This is a genomic window from Bacillus sp. CDB3, from assembly GCF_002081505.1.
Classification (GTDB): domain Bacteria; phylum Bacillota; class Bacilli; order Bacillales; family Bacillaceae_G; genus Bacillus_A; species Bacillus_A cereus_AT.
In genome coordinates, this window is the sequence record NZ_ALBR01000101.1 from 110,817 (window position 1) to 134,512 (window position 23,696).

Sequence of the window (23,696 nt, forward strand, 5' to 3'; positions counted from 1 at the left end):
GTCACTTTTTGTCGGTAAATCGATATTTTGGATGAAATCGTTGATATATTGTGCGTTGTGATAGATATATTTGAAACAGCGTTAAGTTGCAGGTGCTAAATAAATAACCGCAGAATTATGGAATCCCATAATTCTGCGGTTATTTTAATACTATAAAAATGTTCTCTGTACTTTTTCCCAGAAAGAGTTGTTTTTTAATTTAACAGTTTTAATTTGTTTATCGCTTAAACGAACAACGGCTTTCTCCACTTGCTTAATGCTAAGTGCTTCGTTATCCATTCCGATGACAGGGTAATCATTGCCATCTGGTTTAAGTGTTAAAGTTAACGTGCGCTCGTGATTTAAAAGAAACGGTGATCCGAGTGTACGGTATGTGTTGTTATTTAAAGATGCTAGTTCGCTTACTTGGAAACATGGGATAAGTGGATCGACAACTGCACCATGTAATGATTTATTGTAAGCGGTACTTCCTGTTGGTGTGGAGATAACTAATCCATCACCTCTAAATGTTTCAAAATGTAAATTGTCGACGTGTACATCTACGACAAATGTTTTAATGATGCTAGAGCGTAATGAGAACTCATTTAAACAATGGAATGATGTACCGTGATCTACATCAACTTTAATTGTTGGATACTTTCGCACTTCAATTTCGTTTTTTGTAATTTCTTGAAGGGCTGTATCAACGTGATCGATGTGGAAATCGCAGTAGAAAGAAATTTCATCTTTCGTAGAAATACCTGCGTATAAGCAATCTTCTCTAAAACCAGTTTTACGAACGGCTTGTAAGAAAGTTCCATCATCTCCAACGCTGACGATAGCGTTTGCATTTTTTGGATGATCTAATATGGTAAATCCATTCTCCTCTAAAATACGATATATTGGTTTCATTTTTTCAACGAGTGTTACTTTGTCATCACCATAAAAGAAAAATAAATTGCGACGATTTGCCATTATGTATCCCTCCACTGCAGTTAAATTTTCTAGTCTTAGTGCTGCATACCATCAAAGTGTGTTCTGAATGATATGCTCAAATAGTATATTTCGATATAAAATGTCAAAATTCCTTTTTATTTTTAGAAAAATTTTTATATTCAATTTTATAAAGGTTGTTTAATGATGAATAAACTTGTCGATAATGGGTATGGAGTGAAAGGATGGTACGAATGAAATGGCTCGTAATTGGAATGATAATTCTTCTACTTTTTATTTTGCTAATACTATTATCGAAAATATCGCTTAAGGTGACGTTTTTATATTCAGAAATGGAAAAGCAATGTTTATTTCAAGTGAAAATATGGATGATTCGATATACGTTTGATGTATTGGAAAGAATTGAAAAACAACAGAAAAAAACGGGGCAGAAAATCGAAAAAGCTGAGAAAGATGGCGGAATAGATAATAAAATTATGGCACAACTTGATAGCATTGGGGAACTGATAAAAAAGCTTCAAGAAGTTCATACTATTGTTAAAGATTTTCTCAAACGAGTGAAAATCAATAGTTGGAAGTGGCATTCACAAATTGGAGCAGGCGATGCGGCTAGTACTGGAATTGTCACTGGGTATGCATGGGGGACAAAAGGAATGGCTGCTGGAGTTGTAGGACAATATATGCATATTGTCGACATACCAGAATTTGAAATTACCCCTGTTTTTCAAGGGAAAGGATTTGCATCAAGGTGTGAATTAACAGCTTCCTTTCGTATATTTCGTACTGTGAAAACAGCGGTAAAACTACTCATGTTTATGAGAAAACAAAAGTCTGGTATGACAGATAAATCTGTTCAAGCATAGGGGGGATATAGAATGGACCATCCAATTCAAGGTTTAATGACAACCGCAATGCAGCATTTAAAACAAATGACTGATGTAAATACAATTGTTGGTGACCCGATTAAAGCAGCAGATGGAAGTGTAATTCTTACCGTTTCGAAAGTAAGTTTTGGCTTTGCTGCTGGTGGAAGTGAATTCGGCAAGGTAGAGCATTCAGGCCGTCATCCGTTTGGAGGAGGTAGCGGTGGTGGGGTTTCCATTAATCCTGTTGCCTTTCTCGTTATAAATGGAGAAGGTGTGAAAGTTTTACATTTAGATAAACAAACACATGTCATTGACAAAATAATTGAATTAGCACCACAAGCTGTTGATAAAGTGAAAGAAATGATGGATAAACGAAAAGAAGATGATCCGGAATTTCAAATTTAACGAGTAAAGAAGCTAATCAATGGATTAGCTTCTTTATTTTTTTGTAAATAAAGCGATTTTATTTGCATTATCGATAGGGACAAACTATCATTTACATTGTACATATTTTGTTTAAATAAGGGAGGATTTTTAAGTGGCAAATGTAACTTTTAAAGGTAACCCAATGACTTTAGTTGGAACAGAAGTTAAAGTTGGCGATCAAGCGCCTAACTTCCAAGTGTTAGCAAATGACTTATCTCCAGTAAGTTTAGAAACATACAAAGGTGAAGTGAAATTAATTAGTGTTATACCTTCAATCGACACAGGTGTATGTGATGCACAAACTCGTCGTTTTAACCAAGATGCAGCAGGTATTGAAAACGCGAAAGTATTAACAATTAGCGCTGATTTACCATTCGCTCAAAAACGCTGGTGTGCAGCTAACGGTTTAGAAAACGTTGCGACACTTTCTGATCACCGTGACCTTTCATTCGGTGAAGTTTACGGCCTAGTAATGAAAGAACTTCGTTTACTTGCTCGTGCAGTATTCGTAGTAGATAGCAATGACAAAGTAGTTTACGCAGAATACGTAGGCGAAGGTACAAGCCATCCAAACTATGAAGCAGCATTAGAAGCAGCTAAATCTGCGAAGTAATGTGAAGGAAATGACCTCTTATAAAGAGGTCGTTTTTTCTCATATATTGCTGCACAATGGTACTAATATATGAGAAAAGACGTTACATCATAAACAACTTGAAGGGGAGCTCTTTACAAGAGGTCGCTTTTTCTTTTTGGAAAAAATCACTTTGTGGTATGATATAAGTTATGTGTAAAAGAGAGAAGGAGGAATGTACGTGAGTCAGGCAGTAGAAACATTATTTTCTATTTTTGATTCTTCTACGGTAGTTTTACGTAAAGAATTAGATGTAACATATTTAGAGGCGCTTGTAGAAACAGGTGATAACTTGTTTGAGGGAGCGATTTTACAAGAGGAATTATCCGAATCAACAATTGAAAGGTTGAATCGTGAATATAGTACGTTTAATGAAGAAACATATAAAGGGGAAGAAATTCGTAAAGCATTTCAGCTAGCCATTTTAAAAGGAATGAAAGAAGGCGTGCAAGCGAATCATGAAATGACGCCTGATGCAGTTGGAATGTTCATGAGCTACTTATTCCATAAATTTATGCAAGGTCAAAAAGAAATTACTGTTTTAGACCCTGCAATTGGAACAGGTAACTTAATGACTACAGTGTTTAATAACGCCAAAGAAGAACTAGCAATGAGTGGATTTGGAGTAGAAGTGGATGAAGTGCTAATCAAACTTGCTTTAGTAAATGCGAATTTACAAAAGCATGCAATCGAATTCTTCCATCAAGATGGACTAGCACCACTTTATATTGATCCAGTTGATGCAGTCGTTTCAGATTTACCAATTGGTTACTATCCAAACGAAATCGGTGCAAGTGAATATACGTTAAAAGCAGATGAAGGAATGTCATATGCGCATCACTTATTTATTGAACAAAGTGTGAAACATACGAAAGAAGGCGGGTACTTATTCTTCTTAGTACCAAACTTTATTTTTGAAAGTGATCAAGCGCCGAAACTACATGCATTTATTAAAGAAACATGCTTTATTCAAGGATTGTTACAACTACCTGTTTCCATGTTTAAAAACGAGAAAAATGCAAAAAGTATATTTGTTCTCCAAAAGAAAGGCCAAGGTGTAACAATGCCGAAACAGGCGCTACTAGTGGAATTACCTAAATTCTCTAACATGAAGGCTATGGAGAACATTATGGATCAATTGAACACTTGGTTTGCAACACATAAATAATACGATATATATGTAACAGGGTTAGTAATTAATGTAGTACAGTTATATAAGATTTGTCATATTTTTTAATATATACAAGATTTAACTGAATTTTTTTGAAATCTGTAATATATTTTTTTTCTTGGTGTTACAATTTTTTCACTTGAAATATATGTCGGACGATGTTTAAATTAAAACCGTGAGTATAAAATTTACTGATGATGAAACGTTTTCATAATAAGTGAATTTAATTAGATAAAATCGAGCGGTTTGTGGAATGATCCACACAACTACCAAGAGAAAAAGGGGCGAAAGACTAGATGTCAAAAATCATCGCGATTAACGCAGGAAGCTCTTCCTTAAAATTCCAATTATTTGAAATGCCAAGTGAAACAGTATTAACAAAAGGTTTAGTAGAACGTATCGGTTTAGAAGATAGTATCTTCACTATTACTGTAGATGGCGAAAAACAAAAAGAAATTACAAACATCCCAGATCACGCAGTAGCAGTTAATATGCTTCTTAAGAAATTAACTGAAAACGGAATCGTAAAATCTCTTGATGAGATTGGCGGTATCGGTCACCGTGTTGTACACGGCGGCGAAAAATTTGCTGATTCTGTTTTAATTAATGATGAAGTATTAGCTGATATCGAAGAATTAAGCGATTTAGCACCACTTCACAACCCAGCAAACCTTGTTGGTATTAAAGCATTCCAAGAAGTATTACCAAACGTACCAGCAGTAGCAGTATTTGATACAGCATTCCACCAAACAATGCCGGAATCTGCATTCCTATACAGCTTACCATATGAGTACTACGAGAAATTTGGCATCCGTAAATACGGTTTCCACGGAACTTCTCATAAATATGTAACTGAGCGTGCGGCTGAATTATTAGGTCGTCCACTTGAAAGCTTAAGCCTACTTTCTTGTCACTTAGGTAACGGTGCAAGTATCGCAGCAGTAGAAGGCGGAAAATCTATCGATACTTCTATGGGCTTCACTCCACTTGCTGGTGTAACAATGGGTACACGTTCTGGTAACATTGACCCTGCGTTAATTCCATACATCATGGAAAAAACAGGCCAAACAGTAGAAGAAGTAGTTAACGTATTAAACAAGAAGAGTGGTATGTTAGGTCTTACTGGTTACTCTAGTGACCTACGTGATATCATTACGAAAGAAGAAGAAGGCGACCACCGTGCGAAAGTAGCACTTGATGTATTCGTAAGCCGTATCCACAAATACATCGGTTCTTACACAGCTCGTATGAAAGGTGTAGACGCAATCATCTTCACAGCTGGTATCGGTGAAAACAGTGCAGTTATTCGTGAGCGCGTATTAGAAGGCCTTGAGTACATGGGCGTATACTTCGACGTAAAACGCAATAACATCTTTGGTGAAGAAGCATTCATCAGCTTCCCGCACTCTCCAGTAAAAATTATCGTAATTCCAACTGACGAAGAAGTTATGATTGCTCGTGACGTACTACGTCTTGGAGATATTGGTTAATATATGAAAAGAAAGACGAGATCCTAAAGGATTTCGTCTTTTTTTTGTATATATTTTAAAATTCCATCTGGATATAGTATTTTTTCCATTTGAATGAATGCAGTGATGGGGATCCATTTTGCATATGAAGTTGTTTGTTCATCTTTTATATTTAGTATTTCCATTTCATATAGTGTTGTGTCTAATAAACGCAAAGAATATAGTTGAATGATTTCATGCCCTATTTCCTCACCTAGATAAAAAATGTTTTCTAAGCAGCCTAAATAATCGATAATTTCCACTTTTGTATGAAGTTCTTCTGTAAACTCTCGAATAACTGTTTCATTCGATTTTTCTCCGAGTTCAATTGATCCACCAAGAGGTCGGTAATAAGTTTCATTGGCTATATTATATTCTTGTAGGAGAAGTCGATCGTGATGTATAACAATACCAAAGGATTTTGCACGTGGGTACATGAATGTGATCGCTCCTTATTAATTTGTATATGGATAATTATAATTTGAAATATGGAGGAAATCACCTTTTATCCCGCAATTTGTGGGCAGTAAAACTCTCACCTCAAAATTCAGCTGGAGCAAAGAAGTTAAGTGGAAGCCCTGCTGCACGTAAACGCCCGATTGGTGCGGGCTAATAATCAGTGGGGATGAACAAAACCCCTACTGATTAAAGTTTCACTTTATTCAAGGCGTCGAGTTAATGGTAATACCGTCTAATAGTTCTTTCCAAAATACCTCATTGTACTGGTATATATCCATTACTGGGCATTTTATAACACAAATATTTTGTAATCCCCAATCTTCTTGGGCGATAGTTGGTACATCGGCAGGAAGTAGTAAAAGGACGGAGAAGTTATGTTTGACCATTTGAGATAAAATTTGTTCAAGAGAAAGTGCTTCTTCATATGTTCCTCCAGTTCGAATAAATAATATTGATTCTTCCATTTCAATTGTAGTTAGAAAACGATTAATCCGATGCTCATAATTCAATTTAATATCTGTATAGGAGGGCCAAGAAGTGGGTGTATTTACATCTGTTTTAAAGTCATGACAGGAGTCGATTTCATAAAGGTTGTCTCTTAGTCGTAACTTAGCATCATCATCCCAAAAGGAGATGAAAGACAAATTTTCTAATTCTAAAAAGCGGTGAAAGCGATTTTGTAATAATAAATTTACTTTCTCTAATGAAGGACTTAGCATAAAATCAATAACACCAAAAAATGGTGATAATTTGAATTGAAATAATGCCCAAGCAGGCCAACAGTTTTGTCCTAAGCTGAATACTGCAGTATAATTTTGTTTTATATTGGATAGATTCATGTGAGTCATCTCATCCTTTTTGCTAATATTTTATGTCATTAAAAAATGGTATGTGAATAGAGATAGACAAGCATATTTGCAAAGAACAAGCGGAAATATGTTACAATGGAAAAAAATCGAATGAGGTGGTTGTTACGATGCGATCGAAGCGAGAACAAGCCATTTTAGACAATATAAAAGAGTGGGAAGGGCAATTAGTAGAGCAGGAAGCGACCGATTTTCAAAAGGTGTTTGATAAGTGGTTGCATACTACGATTGCAAAACTACCTGAGAAAAAACGAAAAGACTTTTTTACGAAAGCAGATGGATGGCTCTTTCATTTACATGCGCTTATTCAAAGTTCACAATCACAGCTAGATGCACGTAATCGTATTTTAGGAACGTCGAGATTATTTGATGAATCGATTGAGCAACTTGAAGATTTGAAGGCGTTATCTATTGATCAATTAACATACATAGCAGAGCAGCAAACAGCACGTCATCGCCTATATTCATTCGTACAAGGCGGAGCAACAGGTGCTGGTGGTTTATTATTATTAACGGCTGATTTTCCGGTTATGATTGCGTTAAATGTGAAGGCCGTACAACTTATTGCTACATCATTTGGGCATGATGTGAACAAGCCGTATGAAATGATGCTTGCGTTAAAAGTATTCCATGCAGCATTATTGCCGGCGAGACTTCAGCAATATGCATGGTACAATTTGCTGAGAGAACTCGAGCAAGAAGATTCATTCTTTTATGAAGGAGACGAAGAAGTGTTAAAGCCAGCTTCTACTGAGGTTGTGTTAAAACAAATTTTGAAGACGTTTTCGATATATGCTCTTCGTCGTAAACTATTCCAAGGCATTCCGGTAATCGGAATGGCAATCGGATCTACAGTGAATTATCGTTTAACAAGGAATGTTACTGAATTTGCAAATCGATTCTATCAAGTACGCCACATAATGGAAAAAGAAAAAAGATCATAAAAAAAAGCGAGAGGCCGAAGCCTTTCGCTTTTTAGTTTGTCGCATGCTTTTTGGACATTGGAATAGATACTGGTTGCTTTGCTGCTTTCTTTTCTGTTTTTGGATAGTAAATTAAATCCAATGTTTTTGCCTGTACGGCAATCGAAAGAATAGTGAAAGCAATTTCTGTCCAATTTAAATAATATAATGAAAGCGCAAGAACAATCGCGTCAAAGACGAAGAAAATTTGCCCAATTGTAAAACGAGTTCGTTTACTTAATACAATTGTTAAAACATCGTCTCCACCGGTTGCACCGCCAAATCGCAATATAAAACCGAGTCCAATACCAGCTAACGCACCGCCAACTACTGCAGCTACAAATAAATTATTTGATAAATCTACCGTAAAAGGAGAATGATTTTCCATAAGGGAATAAAATACTCCGAATGAAAGTGAACCTAAGAATGAATAGCCAACCATTTTTCTACCTAAAAATGAAGCGCATAGTAAAATAATAGGGATATCCATTATTACAGTTGAAATAGATGGTGAAATATCATAAAAATTTTGGATAAATAGTGCAATACCTACAAAGCCACCTTCAGTTAAGTGGTTTTGGAAGTGAATGTGATATAGCGCTGCTGCTAAAATAAATGAACCGATTAAAACCATAAAAATTTCTTTAATAATTTGTCGACTTTGGATGTTCCTCATCGTTATTCCTTCTTTCCGTAGTTAGTAGTCCTTTTGGTGTTGTAAACTAACTACGAGCTCACATGTAGCTTTCAGTTAGTTTACGTAAAACTAACTACGCTATATGTCGCTGAAGAAATAACGAATAATCCTCTCGTCCATCAATTCTCCCTACCTTCGTTTTAGTTTAAGTCTTAAAACGACTAAACAAAACGTGGAGTAGGATTCGTCATTTAGCAATCCTGCTCTTCTTTGTTTTGTTTAGCTAGTAACAATTAAGTCCTAAACAAAACGCTATGTGTAAGAAGAGTCTTTTTTTTGCCAAATTATCCTTCGGGCAATCATAATTTCCCCACTCTCGTATTTTTTTCGCTAGACTAAAGTATCTGAGCTGAAAAATACGCTACGTGTATGATTCGTCAATACGATGCCACATGCTCCTTCGAGCGATCATGATATCAAAATCCCTTCCTTCAAGATTTATATTATTATATCATACTTTCAAAAAATGTATGCGGATGGAAACCGACAATAACCGAAGGGAATCTACAAAAATTGTTATGTTTAAATATTTTTGTAGAAAAGCCTAAGTTATTTCGTAGAACTGGACAGTTTTTAGAAGTTTGTCCAATAAGTAAGAAAAGAAGAGTTTTTATTCAATTGTATTGTTCTCATCATTTTTATCTTTAAAAAATGCATCACAGCTAATCACACTTAAAAAAGTTAAAGCGATAATAATGAAAGCACGCATACATTTGGGCCTCTTTTCATTCATACATATTTTTCATTAGTATATGAACAAGGTGATTAGTAATGTGTCATTTTTTACAAGGATTCCTTGTTGTGAGAATATATTAATATAAATAGATGAAAAGGGAGGATGGAAAGTGTTCAAAGATATGTTCAAACGAAAAGAATTAGTATGTGCTGTTTGCGAGAAAAAGATTCAATATGAAGAAGAGCTTGTTGCCTTTGTGAAGTTACCGAAAGAAAGGAATTTATTAGTAGGTCCTTTTGATGTATGTTTAGCAAAAACAGCCCAAGAAATATATTGCAAAGCTTGTTACGACAAAAAAGCATGACCCAAAGCGAATGAGGGGCATGCTTTTTTCATTGGTGTGCTTTTCCCTCAGACACATTTTGAGTAAGACGATACCAAAGCCAAAGGTCATTAATAATTGAAGCAAGATCAGCTATTTCAGAATTAAGCCTACAGGAAATTTCAAAATTCTCTTCGTTATTTAAACGATGTTGTTTTTGATTAATGTGATGTTCAAGCTCTTTTATACGATCAGGTATTTTTCCGCGAACTTGCTCCCACTTTAATAAAATACCATGCTGCGTTTTTTCAGAGATGTCTTCCCATGCTTCTTGTATGTTCGGCACTTCAATTCCTAGATGTTCATTGTATATAAAATACTTTTTCATAGACACCCCTCCATTTTCCTGCCTCTATTTTACATAAAAAAAGAAAGAAGTTCGACGAAATTGTTTGAAAAAATTTGAAAATGACCCTTGATACATTTTTTAAAAGGTGTTAAAGTATGAATTATTATAAAAGAAAATGAATATTTATTCTTTAGGGGGATGCAAAATGGAGAAGAAAAAAGTTGTGTTAGCATATTCCGGAGGTCTTGATACTTCCGTTGCAATTAAATGGTTACAAGAGAAAAACTATGATATTATCGCGCTTTGTTTAGATCTAGGGGAAGGTAAAGATTTAGCGTTTGTAAAAGAAAAAGCACTTTCAGTGGGTGCAATTAAATCATATATGATTGATGTTCAAGAAGAATTCGCGAATGAATATGCATTGATGGCGATGCAAGCACACACATTATACGAAGGGAAATATCCTCTTGTCTCTGCACTATCTCGTCCGCTTATTGCGAAAAAATTAGTAGAAATCGCAGAACAAGAAGGCGCAACTGCAGTTGCACATGGATGTACAGGGAAAGGGAATGATCAAGTTCGTTTTGAAGTTTCTATTCAAGCATTAAATCCTTACTTAGAAGTGATTGCGCCTGTACGTGAATGGAAATGGTCACGTGAAGAAGAAATTGCATATGCAAAAGAAAACAATGTACCGATTCCAATTAATTTAGATAGCCCATTTTCAATTGATCAAAACTTATGGGGACGCAGCAACGAATGTGGAATTTTAGAAGATCCATGGGCAGCGCCGCCAGAAGATGCATACGAGATGACATTGGCATTAGAAGATACACCGAATAAACCAGAATTTGTAGAAATTGGATTTGAAGCAGGCGTACCAACGACTTTAAATGGCACTGCATATCCACTTTCAGAATTAATTAAAACGTTAAATGCACTTGCTGGAAAACATGGCGTTGGTCGTATCGATCACGTAGAAAATCGTCTTGTCGGTATTAAATCTCGTGAAGTATACGAATGCCCAGCAGCAATGACGTTAATAACTGCCCATAAAGAGTTAGAAGATTTAACACACGTAAAAGAAGTAGCGCATTTTAAACCAGTGATTGAACAGAAAATAACAGAACTTATTTATAATGGCTTATGGTTCTCACCTTTAAAACAAGCGCTCGATGCGTTTTTACAGGAAACTCAAAAGCATGTAACAGGTACGGTGCGTGTGAAATTATTTAAAGGGCATGCGATTGTAGAAGGACGTAAATCTGAATACTCTCTATACGATGAGAAGCTAGCAACATATACTGCCCAGGATGAATTTAATCATGATGCAGCAGTTGGATTCATTTCATTATTTGGTTTACCTACGAAAGTATACAGCCAAGTGAATCAAAAGAAGGTGGAAGCGTGAGCAAACTTTGGGGCGGACGTTTTACAGAAGAAGCGGAAGCGTGGGTTGAAGAGTTTGGAGCATCCATTTCCTTTGATCAACAATTAGTTAATCAAGATATAAAAGGGAGTATTGCGCACGTAACGATGCTGGCAAAGCAAGGCATCGTTACGAAAGAAGAGGCAGAGAAAATAAAGATAGGGCTTCAATATTTATTAGAAGAAGCAAAACAAAATAAGCTCTATTTTTCGGTTGAAGCTGAAGATGTTCATTTAAATATCGAAAAGATGTTAATTGAAAAAATCGGTGAAGTAGGAGGAAAACTTCATACAGGCCGAAGTCGTAACGATCAAGTAGCGACAGATATGCATTTATATTTAAAGGAAAAAGTAGAACATATTATAAAAGCTACAAAACAGTTGCAAACCGTTCTTGTCCATCAAGCGGAAAATAACATTGAAACAATTATGCCCGGCTATACACATTTGCAGCGTGCCCAGCCGATTTCATTTGCGCATCATATTCTTGCTTACTTTTGGATGTTAGAGCGCGATGTGAATCGTTATGAAGATTCGTTAAAGCGTATTAACATTTCACCATTAGGAGCAGGAGCACTAGCTGGTACAACATTCCCGATTGACCGAGAATATAGTGCGGAGCTTCTTGGATTTAATGGAATATATGAAAATAGTTTAGATGCGGTAAGCGATCGTGATTTCATATTGGAGTTTTTAAGTAACTCATCTATGCTTATGATGCACTTATCACGCTTTTGTGAAGAACTTATTTTATGGAGTAGCCAAGAGTTTCAATTTATTGAAATGAGTGATCAATACGCGACAGGTAGCAGCATTATGCCGCAAAAGAAAAATCCGGATATGGCGGAATTAATCCGTGGTAAAACAGGCAGAGTATACGGTAATTTATTTAGTTTACTTACAGTAATGAAAGGATTACCGCTCGCTTACAATAAAGACTTACAAGAAGATAAAGAAGGAATGTTTGATACAGTAAAAACAGTAGAAGGATGCCTTCATATTATGGCAGGCATGCTTGAAACGATGACTGTAAACAAAGAAAAAATGGGGCAAGCTGTAACGCAAGATTTCTCAAACGCAACAGAAATTGCTGACTACTTAGCAAGCAAAGGACTACCATTCCGTCAAGCTCATGAAATTGTTGGGAAACTAGTCCTTCATTGTACGCAAAAAGGAATTTATTTATTAGATGTACCACTTGAAACATACAAAGAAATGAGCTCGTTATTTGAAGAAGATTTATATGAAGTTCTTTCACCTTACGCAGCTGTGAAACGTCGTAATAGTGCTGGCGGGACAGGGTTTAAGCAAATTGAAAAAGCTTTGGAGAAGGCGAAAGGATCAACTGTGGAGTTTGTTGGAATTAAATGATGCATAACATAGAAGGTAAGGTGCTTTTTTAGAAAGCACCTTACCTTTTTGTATTTAGATTTTTAGGTATGTATCTATCATTTCATAATTGTTTTTCATAATCATAAAATGATGCCTCTCATGTATCGCTAATAGCTGAATAGATTGAATAAGGTTAGGGTAGTGAGCAATTGGATCTAAAAATACGATATGCCCTGCAATATTTTCTTCTATATTTTGAACTAGTTTTTTTATTTCATCTGTTTCATGTGAAAGTAAGTCTTCTAATTCTGTTACATTCATAGAATCATAAACTTTTTTTGAAGGGATTAAAATCCAAGGTGCGTTCATTCCTCTGCCATGCTTCTCCTTGTATTCGGCATAAATGTCATGAATTTCAGTTGCGAATGGGGTGTTTCTTCTTAGTTTGGCATAGGGGATAAGGGTGAAAGAGAATTTAATCGCTACTTTTAGCATCCTTGTAATTAAATATAAGTGATAAAAGTGTTCGCCAATAGACCATTTTTTGTCCGCTTTCCTATACCATAGTTGTTCTTGTGATAGTGAATGAAGCTTAGGAATGAACTGGTTTCTTTGTACATGTAATGTATGAAAATGTTTTGATATATTTTCAGACTTCATATTTTGACACCCTCCACATTTTTCCTAATTATAACATTTTCGCGTGGATGTAAGTAAGCCTAGAGAAATTTGCTCTAGGCTTCAAGTTTCACCAATTAATCATACTTATGTCGATCTTCCGTAATTCGAATATACTCAATATCCATCAAATCTCTAAGTAATGCACCATTACTTAGTTCCACGCCATGCTTCTCTTTAAAATGAGTACGAATCGTATCTAGCATTTCAATTTCTTTCCCATTCACATCTAAAATAATGCGTTCGGAATCACCCATGTAGCATCCTCCTTTTTTTAACATATATATTTTGTCCATCTATTTCTAAAAAATGTATGTTAACCTAAAGTTAGGAAATAAGAAAGGAATGGAAAATGAGACGTATTTATTTTATTGGGTTAATTTTGTACACGCTAATTGTATTACACTTTGCATTCCCAAGCGTATTTTCATTTGAGGATGTAGAAACAGTACACGTTGCGATATTTATCTTTATTCTGTTTGTAGTAGATTGTTGTATTTCGATATGGCTTTCGAAAAGAAAACATGTACAAGATAAAAAAGAAATGGAACGAAAAAAGAGAAAACGTTCATTTTGGGTAACGACGTATTGTTTTTCATTAGTAATCACCGCTGCTTTTGCAAGTGATCATATTCCGCTAGAAAGGTTAAATATCGAATTTTGGGCAATTGTATTTGCATGTTATTTTTTCATGCATTTTCTTCCTTATATGAAAGAAAAGCGAGGAGAAGAGGAAGATCCGCTTGTAGAAGAAGCGAGAGAACAAGAGCATAAGAGAATAGAAGAAGACATAAAGAAACTTGGAGAACAAAAGTGGTATTTAAAATCAAAAATTATATATGTTCTTTGCTTCATTACGCCGCCAATCGGTTATTTGTATGTTTTCTTCCTTCGTAAAAAAATGACAGAAGATGCAAAGCAAACGTACTTAACGGTTGCGACGATAATGATGGCGCTATGGTCTTTGAAGTTCCTTCCGCCCTATGTGTTGGCAGTTACCGTTGTTGTTGTGGCTTGTCTTGTATTTATAGTGAAGTTTGTGAAATGAAAAACACCAAGCCCATGTGGACTTGGTGTTTTATTTATCCCGCATTAACGGGCAGTAAGACTCCCACCTCAAAATTCGGCGAATGCGAAGAAGTTAGGTGGGAGATCAACGGCCCGTAAACGCCCGATTGGTTCAACTAATAATCAGTGGGGGATGGACAAAAGCCCCACTGATTAAAGTTTCACTTTATAAATTAAAGATCACCTTGCTCTTCGTCACCACGAACAACAAGGACATCGCATTTCGCATAGCGAATAATATGTTCAGAGACGCTACCAATTAGGAAACGTTCTACAGCATTTAAACCAGTTGCACCGCACATAATTAAATCTACTTTGTGTGTAGGGGCAATTTCTTTTGAAATTTTAGATTTTGGATTACCAAATTCTAATACAGTTTCCACTTTTTCAAGACCAGCTTCGATTGCAGTCTTTTTGTAGTCTTCTAATAAGTCTTCTGCAAATAGATTTGCACGTTCAGCAATTGCACGGCTATAAGCTTCTACTGCTGAGTATGCTTTTACATCAACGATATGAGCAATTGTTAATGTTGCATTGTTGCGTTTTGCGACTTGAATTGCTTTTTTAAAAGCTTTTTCTGCTTCTTTAGAACCGTCCACTGCGATTAAAATATTTGTATATGTATTATTCATAGTAAATTCCTCCCAATCATTTTTATTACCGTTTACAACTTTATTATAAAACAAATTTTGGTAATGTGCTTGTCGGAAACGTTACAGAATTTTGAAAACTCTGTTTCAATTCATTTTAGTTGTAATTGGTGCGAGAACTTGTTACATATGGAGTATAGCAATTTAAAAGGAGGCAGTTTTGTGAGACATGCGCTCATTACAGCCGGTACGAAAGGTTTAGGAAAGCAAGTAACAGAAAAGTTATTGGCTAAAGGGTATTCAGTAACAGTAACGTATCATAGCGATACAAGTGCTATGGAAACAATGAAAGAAACATATAAAAATATGGAAGAACGTCTACAGTTCGTGCAAGCTGATGTCACGAAAAAGGAAGATTTACATAAAATAGTAGAAGAAGCGATGAGCCGTTTTGGCAAAATTGACTTTTTAATTAATAATGCTGGTCCATATGTATTTGAACGAAAAAAGTTAGTCGATTACGAAGAAGAAGAATGGAATGAAATGATTCAAGGCAATTTAACAGCGGTATTTCATTTATTAAAACTTGTCGTTCCGGTCATGAGAAAACAGAACTTTGGCCGTATTATCAATTACGGATTTCAAGGGGCAGATAGTGCACCGGGATGGATTTATCGCTCAGCTTTCGCGGCAGCAAAAGTAGGACTTGTTTCATTAACGAAAACAGTCGCATACGAAGAAGCTGAATACGGTATTACTGCGAATATGGTATGTCCTGGTGATATAATTGGTGAAATGAAAGAGGCAACGATTGAAGAAGCGCGAAATCTGAAAGGTAGTAACACACCAATTGGTAGATCTGGAACAGGTGAAGATATCGCAAGAACCATTTCGTTTTTATGTGAGGACGATTCTGATATGATTACTGGCACGATTATTGAAGTAACAGGTGCTGTTGATGTTATTCATAGACATCGATAGAATTAAATAAAGTGAAGTTTCGAATAATTGGACAGTTTATCCTTCATACTGAGAGGTACGGATAATACTGTCCTTTCATGTAAGATTAAATCTATCGGAAAACTTGTATTATTTTTTGTCAAATATTGAGATATTATGTTAGAATATAAGAGCGTAGAAAGCGCTTTAAAAAATGATTCAGGGGTCATTTCATAACTCAAGGGGGAACTAATAATGCGTATCGGTATTCCAACAGAAATTAAAAACAATGAAAACCGTGTGGCAATGACGCCAGCGGGAGCTGTACATTTAGTACAAAATGGTCATGAAGTTTTTGTTCAAAAAGGAGCAGGTATAGGATCAGGCTTTGCAGATGAAGAATACGTACAAGCTGGTGCGAAACTTGTTGAAACTGCTGAAGAAGCATGGAATCAAGATATGGTTATGAAGGTAAAAGAGCCAGTTGCAAGTGAATACGGCTATTTCCGTGAAGGTTTAATTTTATTCACATACTTACACTTAGCTCCAGAACCAGAATTAACGAAAGCATTAATTGATAACAAAGTGGTATCAATCGCATACGAAACAGTACAATTAGACAATCGTTCATTACCACTACTTGCACCAATGAGTGAAGTAGCTGGTCGTATGTCTGCACAAATCGGTGCACAATTCCTTGAGAAAAACAAAGGCGGTAAAGGTATCTTGCTTGCAGGCGTTCCAGGGGTGAAACGCGGCAAAGTAACAATTATCGGCGGTGGTCAAGCTGGTACAAACGCAGCGAAGATTGCAGTAGGTTTAGGTGCAGATGTAACAATCATCGACTTAAGTGCAGAACGTCTTCGTCAGTTAGATGACATTTTCGGAAACCAAGTAAAAACGTTAATGTCTAACCCGTATAACATTGCAGAAGCTGTAAAAGAATCTGATCTTGTAATCGGTGCAGTATTAATCCCAGGTGCAAAAGCGCCAAAACTTGTAACAGAAGAAATGATTCAATCAATGGAACCAGGTTCTGTCGTTGTAGATATCGCGATTGACCAAGGTGGTATTTTTGAAACAACTGACCGTATTACAACTCACGACAACCCAACTTATGAAAAACATGGCGTTGTTCACTATGCAGTTGCAAATATGCCAGGTGCGGTTCCACGTACATCAACTCTTGCATTAACAAACGTAACAGTACCATATGCAGTACAAATTGCTAACAAAGGCTACAAAGATGCTTGCCTAGGCAACGTTGCATTATTAAAAGGTATTAACACATTAGATGGATATGTAACATTCGAAGCAGTTGCAGAAGCTCACGGCTTACAATACGCTGATGCAAAAGAGCTTCTTGAAAAAGCTCCTGCTTTATCATAATAGAAATAAAATAAAGACCTTTCCTTTGTAGGAAGGGTCTTTTTGTTTAAACTAATTATCTAATTTCTTCACAATTTTTAAGCCGAACATCATTGTGAAGAAAAGAATTCCAAACAAGTAATACAGGGCATACTCTACTCGTATCGTCGAATTTTCGTTGGTGATATATAAAATAAATAGTATAGCAGAGCCGATTAAATGAGAGAGACCGAAAATTTGGGCCATAAGCTTTAAACTCATTTTCTCAATTCGTTCATCTATCTCAGGTAATGGGTATTCCTCGGACTCTTTCTTTTTTTTCTTAAAGAATATTCGTTTCACTACAAATAGTACCGAGGCTAAGAGTATGTATACGCCAGCGAATAGAAGGACAGAACGAATCTTTTCTTCATCACTACTATTGAAATAAAGAAAAGTCGATCCTAACACTAAAATGGTAAGATTTGAAAAGAATTCTTGATTAAAAGTATTTTTCATTCTTTTTCCTCCCCAGTTTTATCTAATTGAAATAAATCTTCTACTTTACAGTTGAAAAACTCACATAATTTCAATGCTAATTCTAAACTTGGGTTGTATTTATTCTTCTCGATAGCGATGAGGGATTGTCTAGTGATTTGAACAGAGGAAGCTAATTGTTCTTGGGTGATGTCTCTAACGACGCGGAATTGTTTCACCTTATTTTTAATCAAATATACAAAGTCTCCTTTTTGTAAATTTGTTACATTTATTATATCCATTTTTAGGTAATAAGTAAATAAAACTTTACAAAAAGTAAACAAAACTTTACGTGAAATATAGCTTGTTATGATGTTGTTTTTTGTGATAATTTGGAATTAAACGGAAAATAAAAGTCGATAGAGGGGATTGGGTGTGGAGAACTATGGAAACAGTAAATCTATTAGAATTAACAAGAGATATTAAAGATCAACATAAAAACTTCGTCGTTTCAAATATAAATAATCATTGCTTACGAATCGCCGTATTTACCGGTGAATATGATTGGCACTATCATTCTAATTCGGATGAATTATTCATTGTGTTAGAGGGGGAATTACTTATCGATTTTCAAGATAGAGAGACAGCAGTTTTAAAGCCAAATGATTCAATTTTAATTCCAGCATGTACAATTCATAGAACGAGAGCGTTGAAGAGAACGGTAAATCTTTGTTTTGAAAATATAGAGGCGGATACAGTAATTGTGGAGGTCGTATGAGAAGGTTACAGATTGAAGAATACGATAAAGTAAGTTCACTTTTAGAAGGGAATCAACGAACAACAACTTTTGCGTATGCAGTTTGTGATCAGACCATAGATGGTGAGATTTTTATAAATGAGAAGTTAACAGCAGGACTAATTGTCACCACTAATGGTATTTATTATTTGTTTGGTGACACTCAAGACCAAAGTCATAACGAAGATCTATTTTCGTATATAAAAACAGCCATTGAAAAAACAGAGAAACGATTTACACTGTTCACTTCGAGTGAAGAGTGGGAAATGATGATTGAAGAGTGCTTTAGTAATGCATTTCGGAAAATCCCACGAATGACATTTCAATTTCAAAGAGAAGTTTTTGAATATGGAAAAATAGAATTAAACAAAAATACATATGAAATTGAACGTATTGATAAAAGTGATATAGAACGAAGTAATGAATTTACAGAGGATTATTACAAAGAATATTGGGGATCAAAAGAAGTGTTTTTAAATAACGGCTTTGGTTTTTGTATAGAACAAGATGGGGTGATTGTAGCCGAATGCGTCTCAATATTTAGCGGGAATGGTTTTGCTGAAATTGATATTGCAACACATGAAGCATATCAAGGGAAAGGATTAGCTCAAGCTGCTGCAACAAGGTTTATTGAACATTGCATGCAAAATGATATTATACCGTGCTGGGATTGTAATGCAGATAATATACCTTCGCAAAAATTAGCTAGTAAATTAAGTTTTCATAATCCAGTAGAATATAGTTTATTTGTACGTAAGAGAACAGGGGAATAAAAATGAATGTGGAATTAACGAGATTTAAAGTGAAACAAGGTAAAAGTTATCGTGTAGATGAATGGATGCAGCTTCTTAATGACAATATGAAAGAAGTACTTTTGACATTAAACGACGAAAAGATGTATGTAGAGACAATTTTCCGGGAAATAAGAGATGGAGAAGAGTACTTATATTGGTATTCTGTGCAAGGAGAAGATGGGGCTCTTGTCGAAAATTCTCATCATGAAATTGATAAAAAGCATTTAGCGTTTTGGTATGAATGTATTGATGAGGAAGCACCATCTGTTGATATGAAAACAGAAGTTGTTATGATTCAAGATGTTGTGAAAGAAGTAATGAAATAATAGAATAATATTTTTGAGAGGAGCACATTGAAGATGTGCTTTTTTATTATGAAAATATTTTTAGAAAAGCTGTATACATTTTACGCTCTCAAACGTTGAGTATATAGAAAGGAGAGCTAGATGAGCCATGATACGTTTGAATCATTATTGATAGAGAAATCAAAACCGGTGCTTGGATTTCAGGGGGGTATGTTGATAGAAAGAAAGATGAGTACGAGGATATTAAAATAAACTCTATAGAGTTTATTGGTTCTATGAAATCTTTAAGTGAAAATAAAGGGGGATATCAAGAATATTTTAGGATAAACTATAATGAGATGAAAAACTTCAAACCAAAAGACCTACCAATGTAGGGTGTAGTTGTAACAGGTAAAACAGAAGATTTACAAAGTTTACAAGGAGCACCATATGTTAAGGTTGCTGTTAGAGCTGTAACAGTTGAGAAATATTGATTACAAGTAATTAATGTGAATAATCAGAAAATTTATGTTATAATATGGGAAAAGGAGGTTTATATGAGGCAAATACATGGAGCAATTTATATTTACATAACAATGTTTTTCGTAGGAGCATCTTATGGTTTAGGGCATGTGTATTCGCATCCTGTATTAACCTTTTTGAGTGGAGCATGTATGGTGATTGCGTTTCTTGTCCACCTTTTCTCAGTTTGGATCGTGAAATTTCAAATAAATATTAGTGAAATAGAAGAAGGTACTTTTTAAAGTGCCTTCTTTTTTTAATAATATTTGGGAAGCTCTTGCAATAATTTTTCAATTTCGCATTCGGTTTTTTTACATATAGACAGTGTGCGTAGTCTGAAAAATAAGCTACGTAAGAAAGATTTTATATTTCCGTATAGAAACTCATACGATTCAATATGTAGTGTTTGTTTTTGAGCTTGTAATTGAGCTACTAAATCACGAAGGGCTAATATGAGTACTTCTTCCTTTAGGTCATTTTGTAGCATTGAGACAATCGGATAAACGAGTCGTTCGTCTTCTTCATATTTGTAGTAAATAGAATGGACACAAACTTTGTGTAATAAAGTTTGTAATATTTCTTCGTAATGTAAAGCTTCCAGTTTAGGACTATGAACAAGCGCCTCAAATGTATCGGAAGCATGAGCGATACTATGTGCCCAGCCGTGGTCTTGCACATATCCACGGAAATCATGTTCGTTGTTCATATATATAATTAATCGATCTTTTACGTGTAAAAGATCAGCCTGTGATAAGAAATTATGATTTGTATCAGCATCAATAATGAGCGCAATTAATAATGTGGTAAATGCACGAGTAAATACAGCATCATCGTCATCTGAATGAATTTTATAAAATAAATATTTTTCACTAATGCTTTCTAATAATAGTTTCTGTAATTGTGTGTGTAAGTTGTGCGCCTCTCTCTAAAGATGAACCGATAGAAGTTGTGATTAAATGGGATGATAAGTATGAAGAGAAGATGGTTTTAAAGTGGAAATAGCGTAGAGTGAGGGATTAAAAATGAATAGGAATATGAAAATTTCTACGTATATATTTTTAAGTGTATTTCTAATCATATTACCATCGTGTACTACAAAAACAGTAGAGCGAGCAGCGGTCAAAAAAGTATCTAAAGAAGGGTATGTCATATTAAGAAATGATACAGTATTTTTTGTCGGTGATAAAATGTTTGAAACAAAAGTAGAGTTGCAAAAGTATATAGAGCAACAAATGAATAAAGATCATCCATCAGATATAGTCTTGAGTTTTAAGAATAAAGACGCATCTAATCAATTAAAAACGGGGGATAAAATAAAAGTATGGTCTTCTCACATACTTGAAAGTTACCCAGGGCAAATGATTGTAGAGAAATTTGAAATAGTAGAGAAATAGAAAAAGGCAGCAATCATGCTGCCTTTTTATTATTTTACAAATTGTAATTCTTTCGGGAATTTCGTTAAAATTTCTGATCCGTCTTTTGTGATATAAATATCATCTTCAATACGAACGCCACCTACGTTTGGTACGTAAATACCTGGCTCGATTGTGAAGACCATACCTTCTTTTAATGGAGATTCGTTGCCTTCTTTTACATCCGGATATTCGTGTACGCTAATTCCAAGTCCGTGACCAAGGCGGTGAGGGAAGAAGTCTCCGTAACCTGCATCTGCGATGACAGAGCGAGCAGCATTATCGATTGCACCAAATGTAACGCCTGGTTTACACGCTTCAACTGCTTGTAGTTGGCCAGTAAGTACAGTGTTGTAAATGCGAGTTTGTTCTTCGGAAATATCACCAAATGCTACTGTACGTGTAATGTCAGAGCAATAGCCGTCAATGATTACGCCTAAATCAAATAGTACGAAATCGCCGCGCTTCATTTTGTTAGCACCTGGAATACCATGTGGAAGAGCAGAGCTAGCACCTGCTAATACCATTGTATCGAATGACATTTTATGGATGCCTTTTGTTTTTAATTCGTGCTCAATAATTGCTAATACTTCTAGTTCGCTGCGGTTTTCTTTAATTGCATTTACACCAACTTCAACAGCATAGTCTGCCATTTTAGCTGCTTCGCGTAAAATAGAAAGTTCTTTTTCGTCTTTAATTAAGCGAAGCTCGCGAACTTTCTCTTCAGCTGATTTGAAAGCTGCATTTGGGAATAATTTTGTTAATTCTTCGTAACGTTCTACGTTTAAATGTTCTTTTTCAATTGCAACTGCATTTGCATTGATACCGCGGTCTTTAATTGCTTTTGCAATCATATCCCATGGTTTGTCAGTATCAGTAAATCCGATAATCTCATGTGCCCAGCCAGCGTTACGTGCTTGGCCTTCTTCCATTTTAGGACAAATTAAAATAGGCTCTTTTTCTTGGAATACAAACATACCAAGTAGTCTTTCATGTGGTTCACAATGGAAGTTCGTCATGTAGAAAACGTTTGGTGTAGAAGTTAAGAACGCAGCTTCTACGTTTTTTCTTTTAGCCATTGCATTAAATTTTCTAATCTAGCATTCATCGATTGGCACCCCCGAGATATTTAATTACAAATATAACTTTACATCGGATGAAAGCGTTATGACAAGTAAATAGATGTTAGAAAAGACAGGGAATTAAGAAATCATGTAGAATAAAAAGTGTGAATGTGAATAGGGGAGGAATGTAATGATGAAAGTATCTTATCACGGGCATTCAGTTGTAAAGATTGAAACGAATGGAAAAGTTATTTTAATTGATCCATTTTTAACGGGAAATCCGAAAACAGATTTAAAGGCTGAAGATGTAAAAGTAGATGCAATTCTTTTATCGCATGGACATGGTGATCACGTTGGAGATACAGTAGAGCTTGCGAAGAAAAATAATGCAGTTGTTGTAGCACCATTTGAACTAGCGACATTTTTAAGTTGGCAAGGTGTAAATACACATCCGATGCATATTGGTGGTTCACATGAATTTGACTTCGGAAAAGTGAAGTTTACACAAGCATTCCACGGTTCTAGTTATATTGATGAAGAAAATAAGACGATTACATATACAGGTATGCCAGCGGGTATTTTATTTACAGCAGAAGAGAAAACTGTGTACCATGCAGGAGATACCGCTCTATTCTCTGATATGAAATTAATTGGGGAATTAAATAACATTGATGTAGCATTTTTACCAATTGGTGATAATTTCACAATGGGACCAGAAGATGCGGTTTTAGCAGCAAAATGGATTCAGGCGAAAACTGTTGTACCGATGCATTACAATACGTTCCCAGTAATTGAACAAGATCCATATCAATTTGTAGAAAAGCTACAAAATTGTACAGGGAAAGTATTAGAAGCTGGAGAAAGTATTACACTATAGAAAAGAAACCCTTCATTTGAAAAGACAAGTGAAGGGTTTTTTATGTGTATAGGACAGCTTTTAAAGGTTGTACTTGTTTTGATGATTCTTTTCTTTTTGGAAGTGGCTGTTCAGGTGTTTCATTCAATTCCATTGCAACTTTTTTCCCGTCTACGAAAGCTAAAAATACAGCACCTACTACTTCTAATAATTTTTTCATCATGTATTCGCTCCTTTGTTTCA

29 protein-coding genes and 3 pseudogenes are annotated in these 23,696 nt (G+C 35.3%); 19 read left to right on the forward strand and 13 right to left on the reverse strand.

All coding sequences use genetic code 11. The features are described from left to right. Window positions 1-150 precede the first annotated feature (150 nt). Entirely contained in the window at window positions 151-954 is an 804-nt protein-coding gene (locus tag CDB3_RS27415) for an NAD kinase (protein ID WP_071748321.1), read from the reverse strand. Between the two features lie 203 nt (window positions 955-1,157). Between CDB3_RS27415 and CDB3_RS27420 the strand changes: the two genes are divergently transcribed. The 5 genes from CDB3_RS27420 to ackA all read left to right on the forward strand — a co-directional run bounded on the left by CDB3_RS27420 (window position 1,158) and on the right by ackA (window position 5,517). Then, window positions 1,158-1,796, forward strand: coding sequence for a DUF2953 domain-containing protein (locus CDB3_RS27420; RefSeq protein WP_097833077.1), 639 nt, complete (start codon window positions 1,158-1,160; stop codon window positions 1,794-1,796). A gap of 12 nt (window positions 1,797-1,808) precedes the next feature. Continuing rightward, entirely contained in the window at window positions 1,809-2,204 is a 396-nt protein-coding gene (gene ytfJ, locus CDB3_RS27425; protein ID WP_000350005.1) for a GerW family sporulation protein, read from the forward strand. 133 nt (window positions 2,205-2,337) lie between these two features. After that, complete coding sequence (gene tpx, locus CDB3_RS27430) at window positions 2,338-2,838, forward strand: thiol peroxidase (RefSeq protein WP_128856648.1); 501 nt, start codon at window positions 2,338-2,340, stop codon at window positions 2,836-2,838. Window positions 2,839-3,037: 199 nt separating this feature from the next. Then, window positions 3,038-4,024, forward strand: a complete 987-nt coding sequence (locus tag CDB3_RS27435; protein ID WP_128856649.1) for a class I SAM-dependent methyltransferase — start codon at window positions 3,038-3,040, stop codon at window positions 4,022-4,024. A gap of 299 nt (window positions 4,025-4,323) precedes the next feature. Then, window positions 4,324-5,517, forward strand: a complete 1,194-nt coding sequence (ackA, locus tag CDB3_RS27440; RefSeq protein ID WP_071748317.1) for an acetate kinase — start codon at window positions 4,324-4,326, stop codon at window positions 5,515-5,517. 23 nt (window positions 5,518-5,540) lie between these two features. Here ackA and CDB3_RS27445 read toward each other — a convergent pair whose 3' ends face one another. Then, the gene (locus tag CDB3_RS27445; protein ID WP_128856650.1) at window positions 5,541-5,972 is read right to left on the reverse strand and encodes an NUDIX hydrolase; all 432 of its coding nucleotides are present in this window, start codon (window positions 5,970-5,972) and stop codon (window positions 5,541-5,543) included. A gap of 225 nt (window positions 5,973-6,197) precedes the next feature. Further along, complete coding sequence (locus CDB3_RS27450) at window positions 6,198-6,833, reverse strand: DUF1796 family putative cysteine peptidase (protein ID WP_128856651.1); 636 nt, start codon at window positions 6,831-6,833, stop codon at window positions 6,198-6,200. A gap of 137 nt (window positions 6,834-6,970) precedes the next feature. Here CDB3_RS27450 and CDB3_RS27455 point away from each other — a divergent pair, with 137 nt between their 5' ends. Then, window positions 6,971-7,804 (forward strand): EcsC family protein, encoded by an 834-nt coding sequence (locus CDB3_RS27455; protein WP_097833072.1) that lies wholly within the window; start codon window positions 6,971-6,973, stop codon window positions 7,802-7,804. A 31-nt stretch (window positions 7,805-7,835) separates the two neighbouring features. On the opposite strand, the gene CDB3_RS27460 is transcribed toward CDB3_RS27455, so the two are convergent. Further along, window positions 7,836-8,498 (reverse strand): YitT family protein, encoded by a 663-nt coding sequence (locus CDB3_RS27460; RefSeq protein WP_128856652.1) that lies wholly within the window; start codon window positions 8,496-8,498, stop codon window positions 7,836-7,838. A gap of 866 nt (window positions 8,499-9,364) precedes the next feature. On the opposite strand from CDB3_RS27460, the gene CDB3_RS27465 reads away from it, so the two are divergent. Continuing rightward, entirely contained in the window at window positions 9,365-9,559 is a 195-nt protein-coding gene (locus tag CDB3_RS27465) for a hypothetical protein (RefSeq protein WP_097833069.1), read from the forward strand. A gap of 28 nt (window positions 9,560-9,587) precedes the next feature. On the opposite strand, the gene CDB3_RS27470 is transcribed toward CDB3_RS27465, so the two are convergent. Beyond that, window positions 9,588-9,905, reverse strand: a complete 318-nt coding sequence (locus tag CDB3_RS27470) for a radical SAM protein (RefSeq protein WP_128856699.1) — start codon at window positions 9,903-9,905, stop codon at window positions 9,588-9,590. 166 nt (window positions 9,906-10,071) lie between these two features. Here CDB3_RS27470 and CDB3_RS27475 point away from each other — a divergent pair, with 166 nt between their 5' ends. Both CDB3_RS27475 and argH read left to right on the forward strand, forming a co-directional pair. Then, window positions 10,072-11,277 carry an argininosuccinate synthase gene (locus tag CDB3_RS27475; protein WP_128856653.1) on the forward strand — a complete coding sequence of 402 codons (1,206 nt, stop codon included), beginning with the start codon at window positions 10,072-10,074 and terminating at the stop codon, window positions 11,275-11,277. Beyond that, on the forward strand, window positions 11,274-12,665 hold the full coding sequence (argH, locus tag CDB3_RS27480) for an argininosuccinate lyase (RefSeq protein WP_128856654.1): 1,392 nt from the start codon (window positions 11,274-11,276) through the stop codon (window positions 12,663-12,665). Before CDB3_RS27475 ends, argH begins: the two co-directional genes overlap by 4 nt. A 54-nt stretch (window positions 12,666-12,719) precedes the next feature. Here argH and CDB3_RS27485 read toward each other — a convergent pair whose 3' ends face one another. Together CDB3_RS27485 and CDB3_RS27490 are read right to left on the reverse strand one after the other, a co-directional pair. Further along, window positions 12,720-13,286 (reverse strand): DinB family protein, encoded by a 567-nt coding sequence (locus CDB3_RS27485; RefSeq protein ID WP_128856655.1) that lies wholly within the window; start codon window positions 13,284-13,286, stop codon window positions 12,720-12,722. A gap of 95 nt (window positions 13,287-13,381) precedes the next feature. Next, complete coding sequence (locus tag CDB3_RS27490; protein ID WP_128856656.1) at window positions 13,382-13,561, reverse strand: ProA domain protein; 180 nt, start codon at window positions 13,559-13,561, stop codon at window positions 13,382-13,384. Between the two features lie 95 nt (window positions 13,562-13,656). Between CDB3_RS27490 and CDB3_RS27495 the strand changes: the two genes are divergently transcribed. Further along, complete coding sequence (locus tag CDB3_RS27495) at window positions 13,657-14,352, forward strand: hypothetical protein (protein WP_128856657.1); 696 nt, start codon at window positions 13,657-13,659, stop codon at window positions 14,350-14,352. A gap of 193 nt (window positions 14,353-14,545) precedes the next feature. On the opposite strand, the gene CDB3_RS27500 is transcribed toward CDB3_RS27495, so the two are convergent. Then, window positions 14,546-15,004: a universal stress protein gene (locus CDB3_RS27500; RefSeq protein WP_002173748.1), complete on the reverse strand. Its 459-nt coding sequence runs from the start codon at window positions 15,002-15,004 to the stop codon at window positions 14,546-14,548. A gap of 147 nt (window positions 15,005-15,151) precedes the next feature. Between CDB3_RS27500 and CDB3_RS27505 the strand changes: the two genes are divergently transcribed. Continuing rightward, window positions 15,152-15,943 (forward strand): SDR family oxidoreductase, encoded by a 792-nt coding sequence (locus CDB3_RS27505; RefSeq protein ID WP_128856658.1) that lies wholly within the window; start codon window positions 15,152-15,154, stop codon window positions 15,941-15,943. Between the two features lie 213 nt (window positions 15,944-16,156). Then, window positions 16,157-17,290 carry an alanine dehydrogenase gene (ald, locus tag CDB3_RS27510; RefSeq protein WP_128856659.1) on the forward strand — a complete coding sequence of 378 codons (1,134 nt, stop codon included), beginning with the start codon at window positions 16,157-16,159 and terminating at the stop codon, window positions 17,288-17,290. A gap of 51 nt (window positions 17,291-17,341) precedes the next feature. On the opposite strand, the gene CDB3_RS27515 is transcribed toward ald, so the two are convergent. Together CDB3_RS27515 and CDB3_RS27520 are read right to left on the reverse strand one after the other, a co-directional pair. After that, on the reverse strand, window positions 17,342-17,767 hold the full coding sequence (locus CDB3_RS27515) for a hypothetical protein (RefSeq protein ID WP_128856660.1): 426 nt from the start codon (window positions 17,765-17,767) through the stop codon (window positions 17,342-17,344). Next, window positions 17,764-18,027, reverse strand: a complete 264-nt coding sequence (locus CDB3_RS27520; protein WP_002003636.1) for a helix-turn-helix transcriptional regulator — start codon at window positions 18,025-18,027, stop codon at window positions 17,764-17,766. Before CDB3_RS27520 ends, CDB3_RS27515 begins: the two co-directional genes overlap by 4 nt. 143 nt (window positions 18,028-18,170) lie before the next feature. On the opposite strand from CDB3_RS27520, the gene CDB3_RS27525 reads away from it, so the two are divergent. The 5 genes and pseudogenes from CDB3_RS27525 to CDB3_RS27545 all read left to right on the forward strand — a co-directional run bounded on the left by CDB3_RS27525 (window position 18,171) and on the right by CDB3_RS27545 (window position 20,363). Next, window positions 18,171-18,503 carry a cupin domain-containing protein gene (locus CDB3_RS27525; protein WP_128856661.1) on the forward strand — a complete coding sequence of 111 codons (333 nt, stop codon included), beginning with the start codon at window positions 18,171-18,173 and terminating at the stop codon, window positions 18,501-18,503. Then, a complete protein-coding gene (locus CDB3_RS27530) occupies window positions 18,500-19,294 on the forward strand; it encodes a GNAT family N-acetyltransferase (protein WP_128856662.1) in 795 nt (264 codons plus the stop codon). Before CDB3_RS27525 ends, CDB3_RS27530 begins: the two co-directional genes overlap by 4 nt. 2 nt (window positions 19,295-19,296) lie before the next feature. Then, a complete protein-coding gene (locus tag CDB3_RS27535) occupies window positions 19,297-19,641 on the forward strand; it encodes a DUF6176 family protein (RefSeq protein ID WP_128856663.1) in 345 nt (114 codons plus the stop codon). Between the two features lie 182 nt (window positions 19,642-19,823). Beyond that, window positions 19,824-20,093 (forward strand): annotated as a pseudogene (locus CDB3_RS32625) (anti sigma factor C-terminal domain-containing protein); the annotation flags it as partial. Between the two features lie 63 nt (window positions 20,094-20,156). Beyond that, window positions 20,157-20,363 carry a hypothetical protein gene (locus tag CDB3_RS27545; RefSeq protein ID WP_001248910.1) on the forward strand — a complete coding sequence of 69 codons (207 nt, stop codon included), beginning with the start codon at window positions 20,157-20,159 and terminating at the stop codon, window positions 20,361-20,363. 14 nt (window positions 20,364-20,377) lie between these two features. Here CDB3_RS27545 and CDB3_RS27550 read toward each other — a convergent pair. Then, a pseudogene (locus tag CDB3_RS27550) lies at window positions 20,378-21,028 on the reverse strand (DUF2785 domain-containing protein); the annotation flags it as partial. A 115-nt stretch (window positions 21,029-21,143) separates the two neighbouring features. Between CDB3_RS27550 and CDB3_RS27555 the strand changes: the two are divergent. Next, window positions 21,144-21,515 carry a DUF3221 domain-containing protein gene (locus CDB3_RS27555; RefSeq protein WP_128856664.1) on the forward strand — a complete coding sequence of 124 codons (372 nt, stop codon included), beginning with the start codon at window positions 21,144-21,146 and terminating at the stop codon, window positions 21,513-21,515. Window positions 21,516-21,544: 29 nt separating this feature from the next. Here CDB3_RS27555 and pepQ read toward each other — a convergent pair. Beyond that, window positions 21,545-22,641, reverse strand: a pseudogene (pepQ, locus tag CDB3_RS27560) (Xaa-Pro dipeptidase). Between the two features lie 149 nt (window positions 22,642-22,790). Between pepQ and CDB3_RS27565 the strand changes: the two are divergent. After that, entirely contained in the window at window positions 22,791-23,474 is a 684-nt protein-coding gene (locus tag CDB3_RS27565) for a metal-dependent hydrolase (protein WP_097832120.1), read from the forward strand. 40 nt (window positions 23,475-23,514) lie between these two features. Here the strand turns inward: CDB3_RS27565 and CDB3_RS31870 are convergent, their stop codons facing one another. Further along, a complete protein-coding gene (locus tag CDB3_RS31870) occupies window positions 23,515-23,676 on the reverse strand; it encodes a hypothetical protein (protein ID WP_179139761.1) in 162 nt (53 codons plus the stop codon). Window positions 23,677-23,696: the final 20 nt, after the last annotated feature.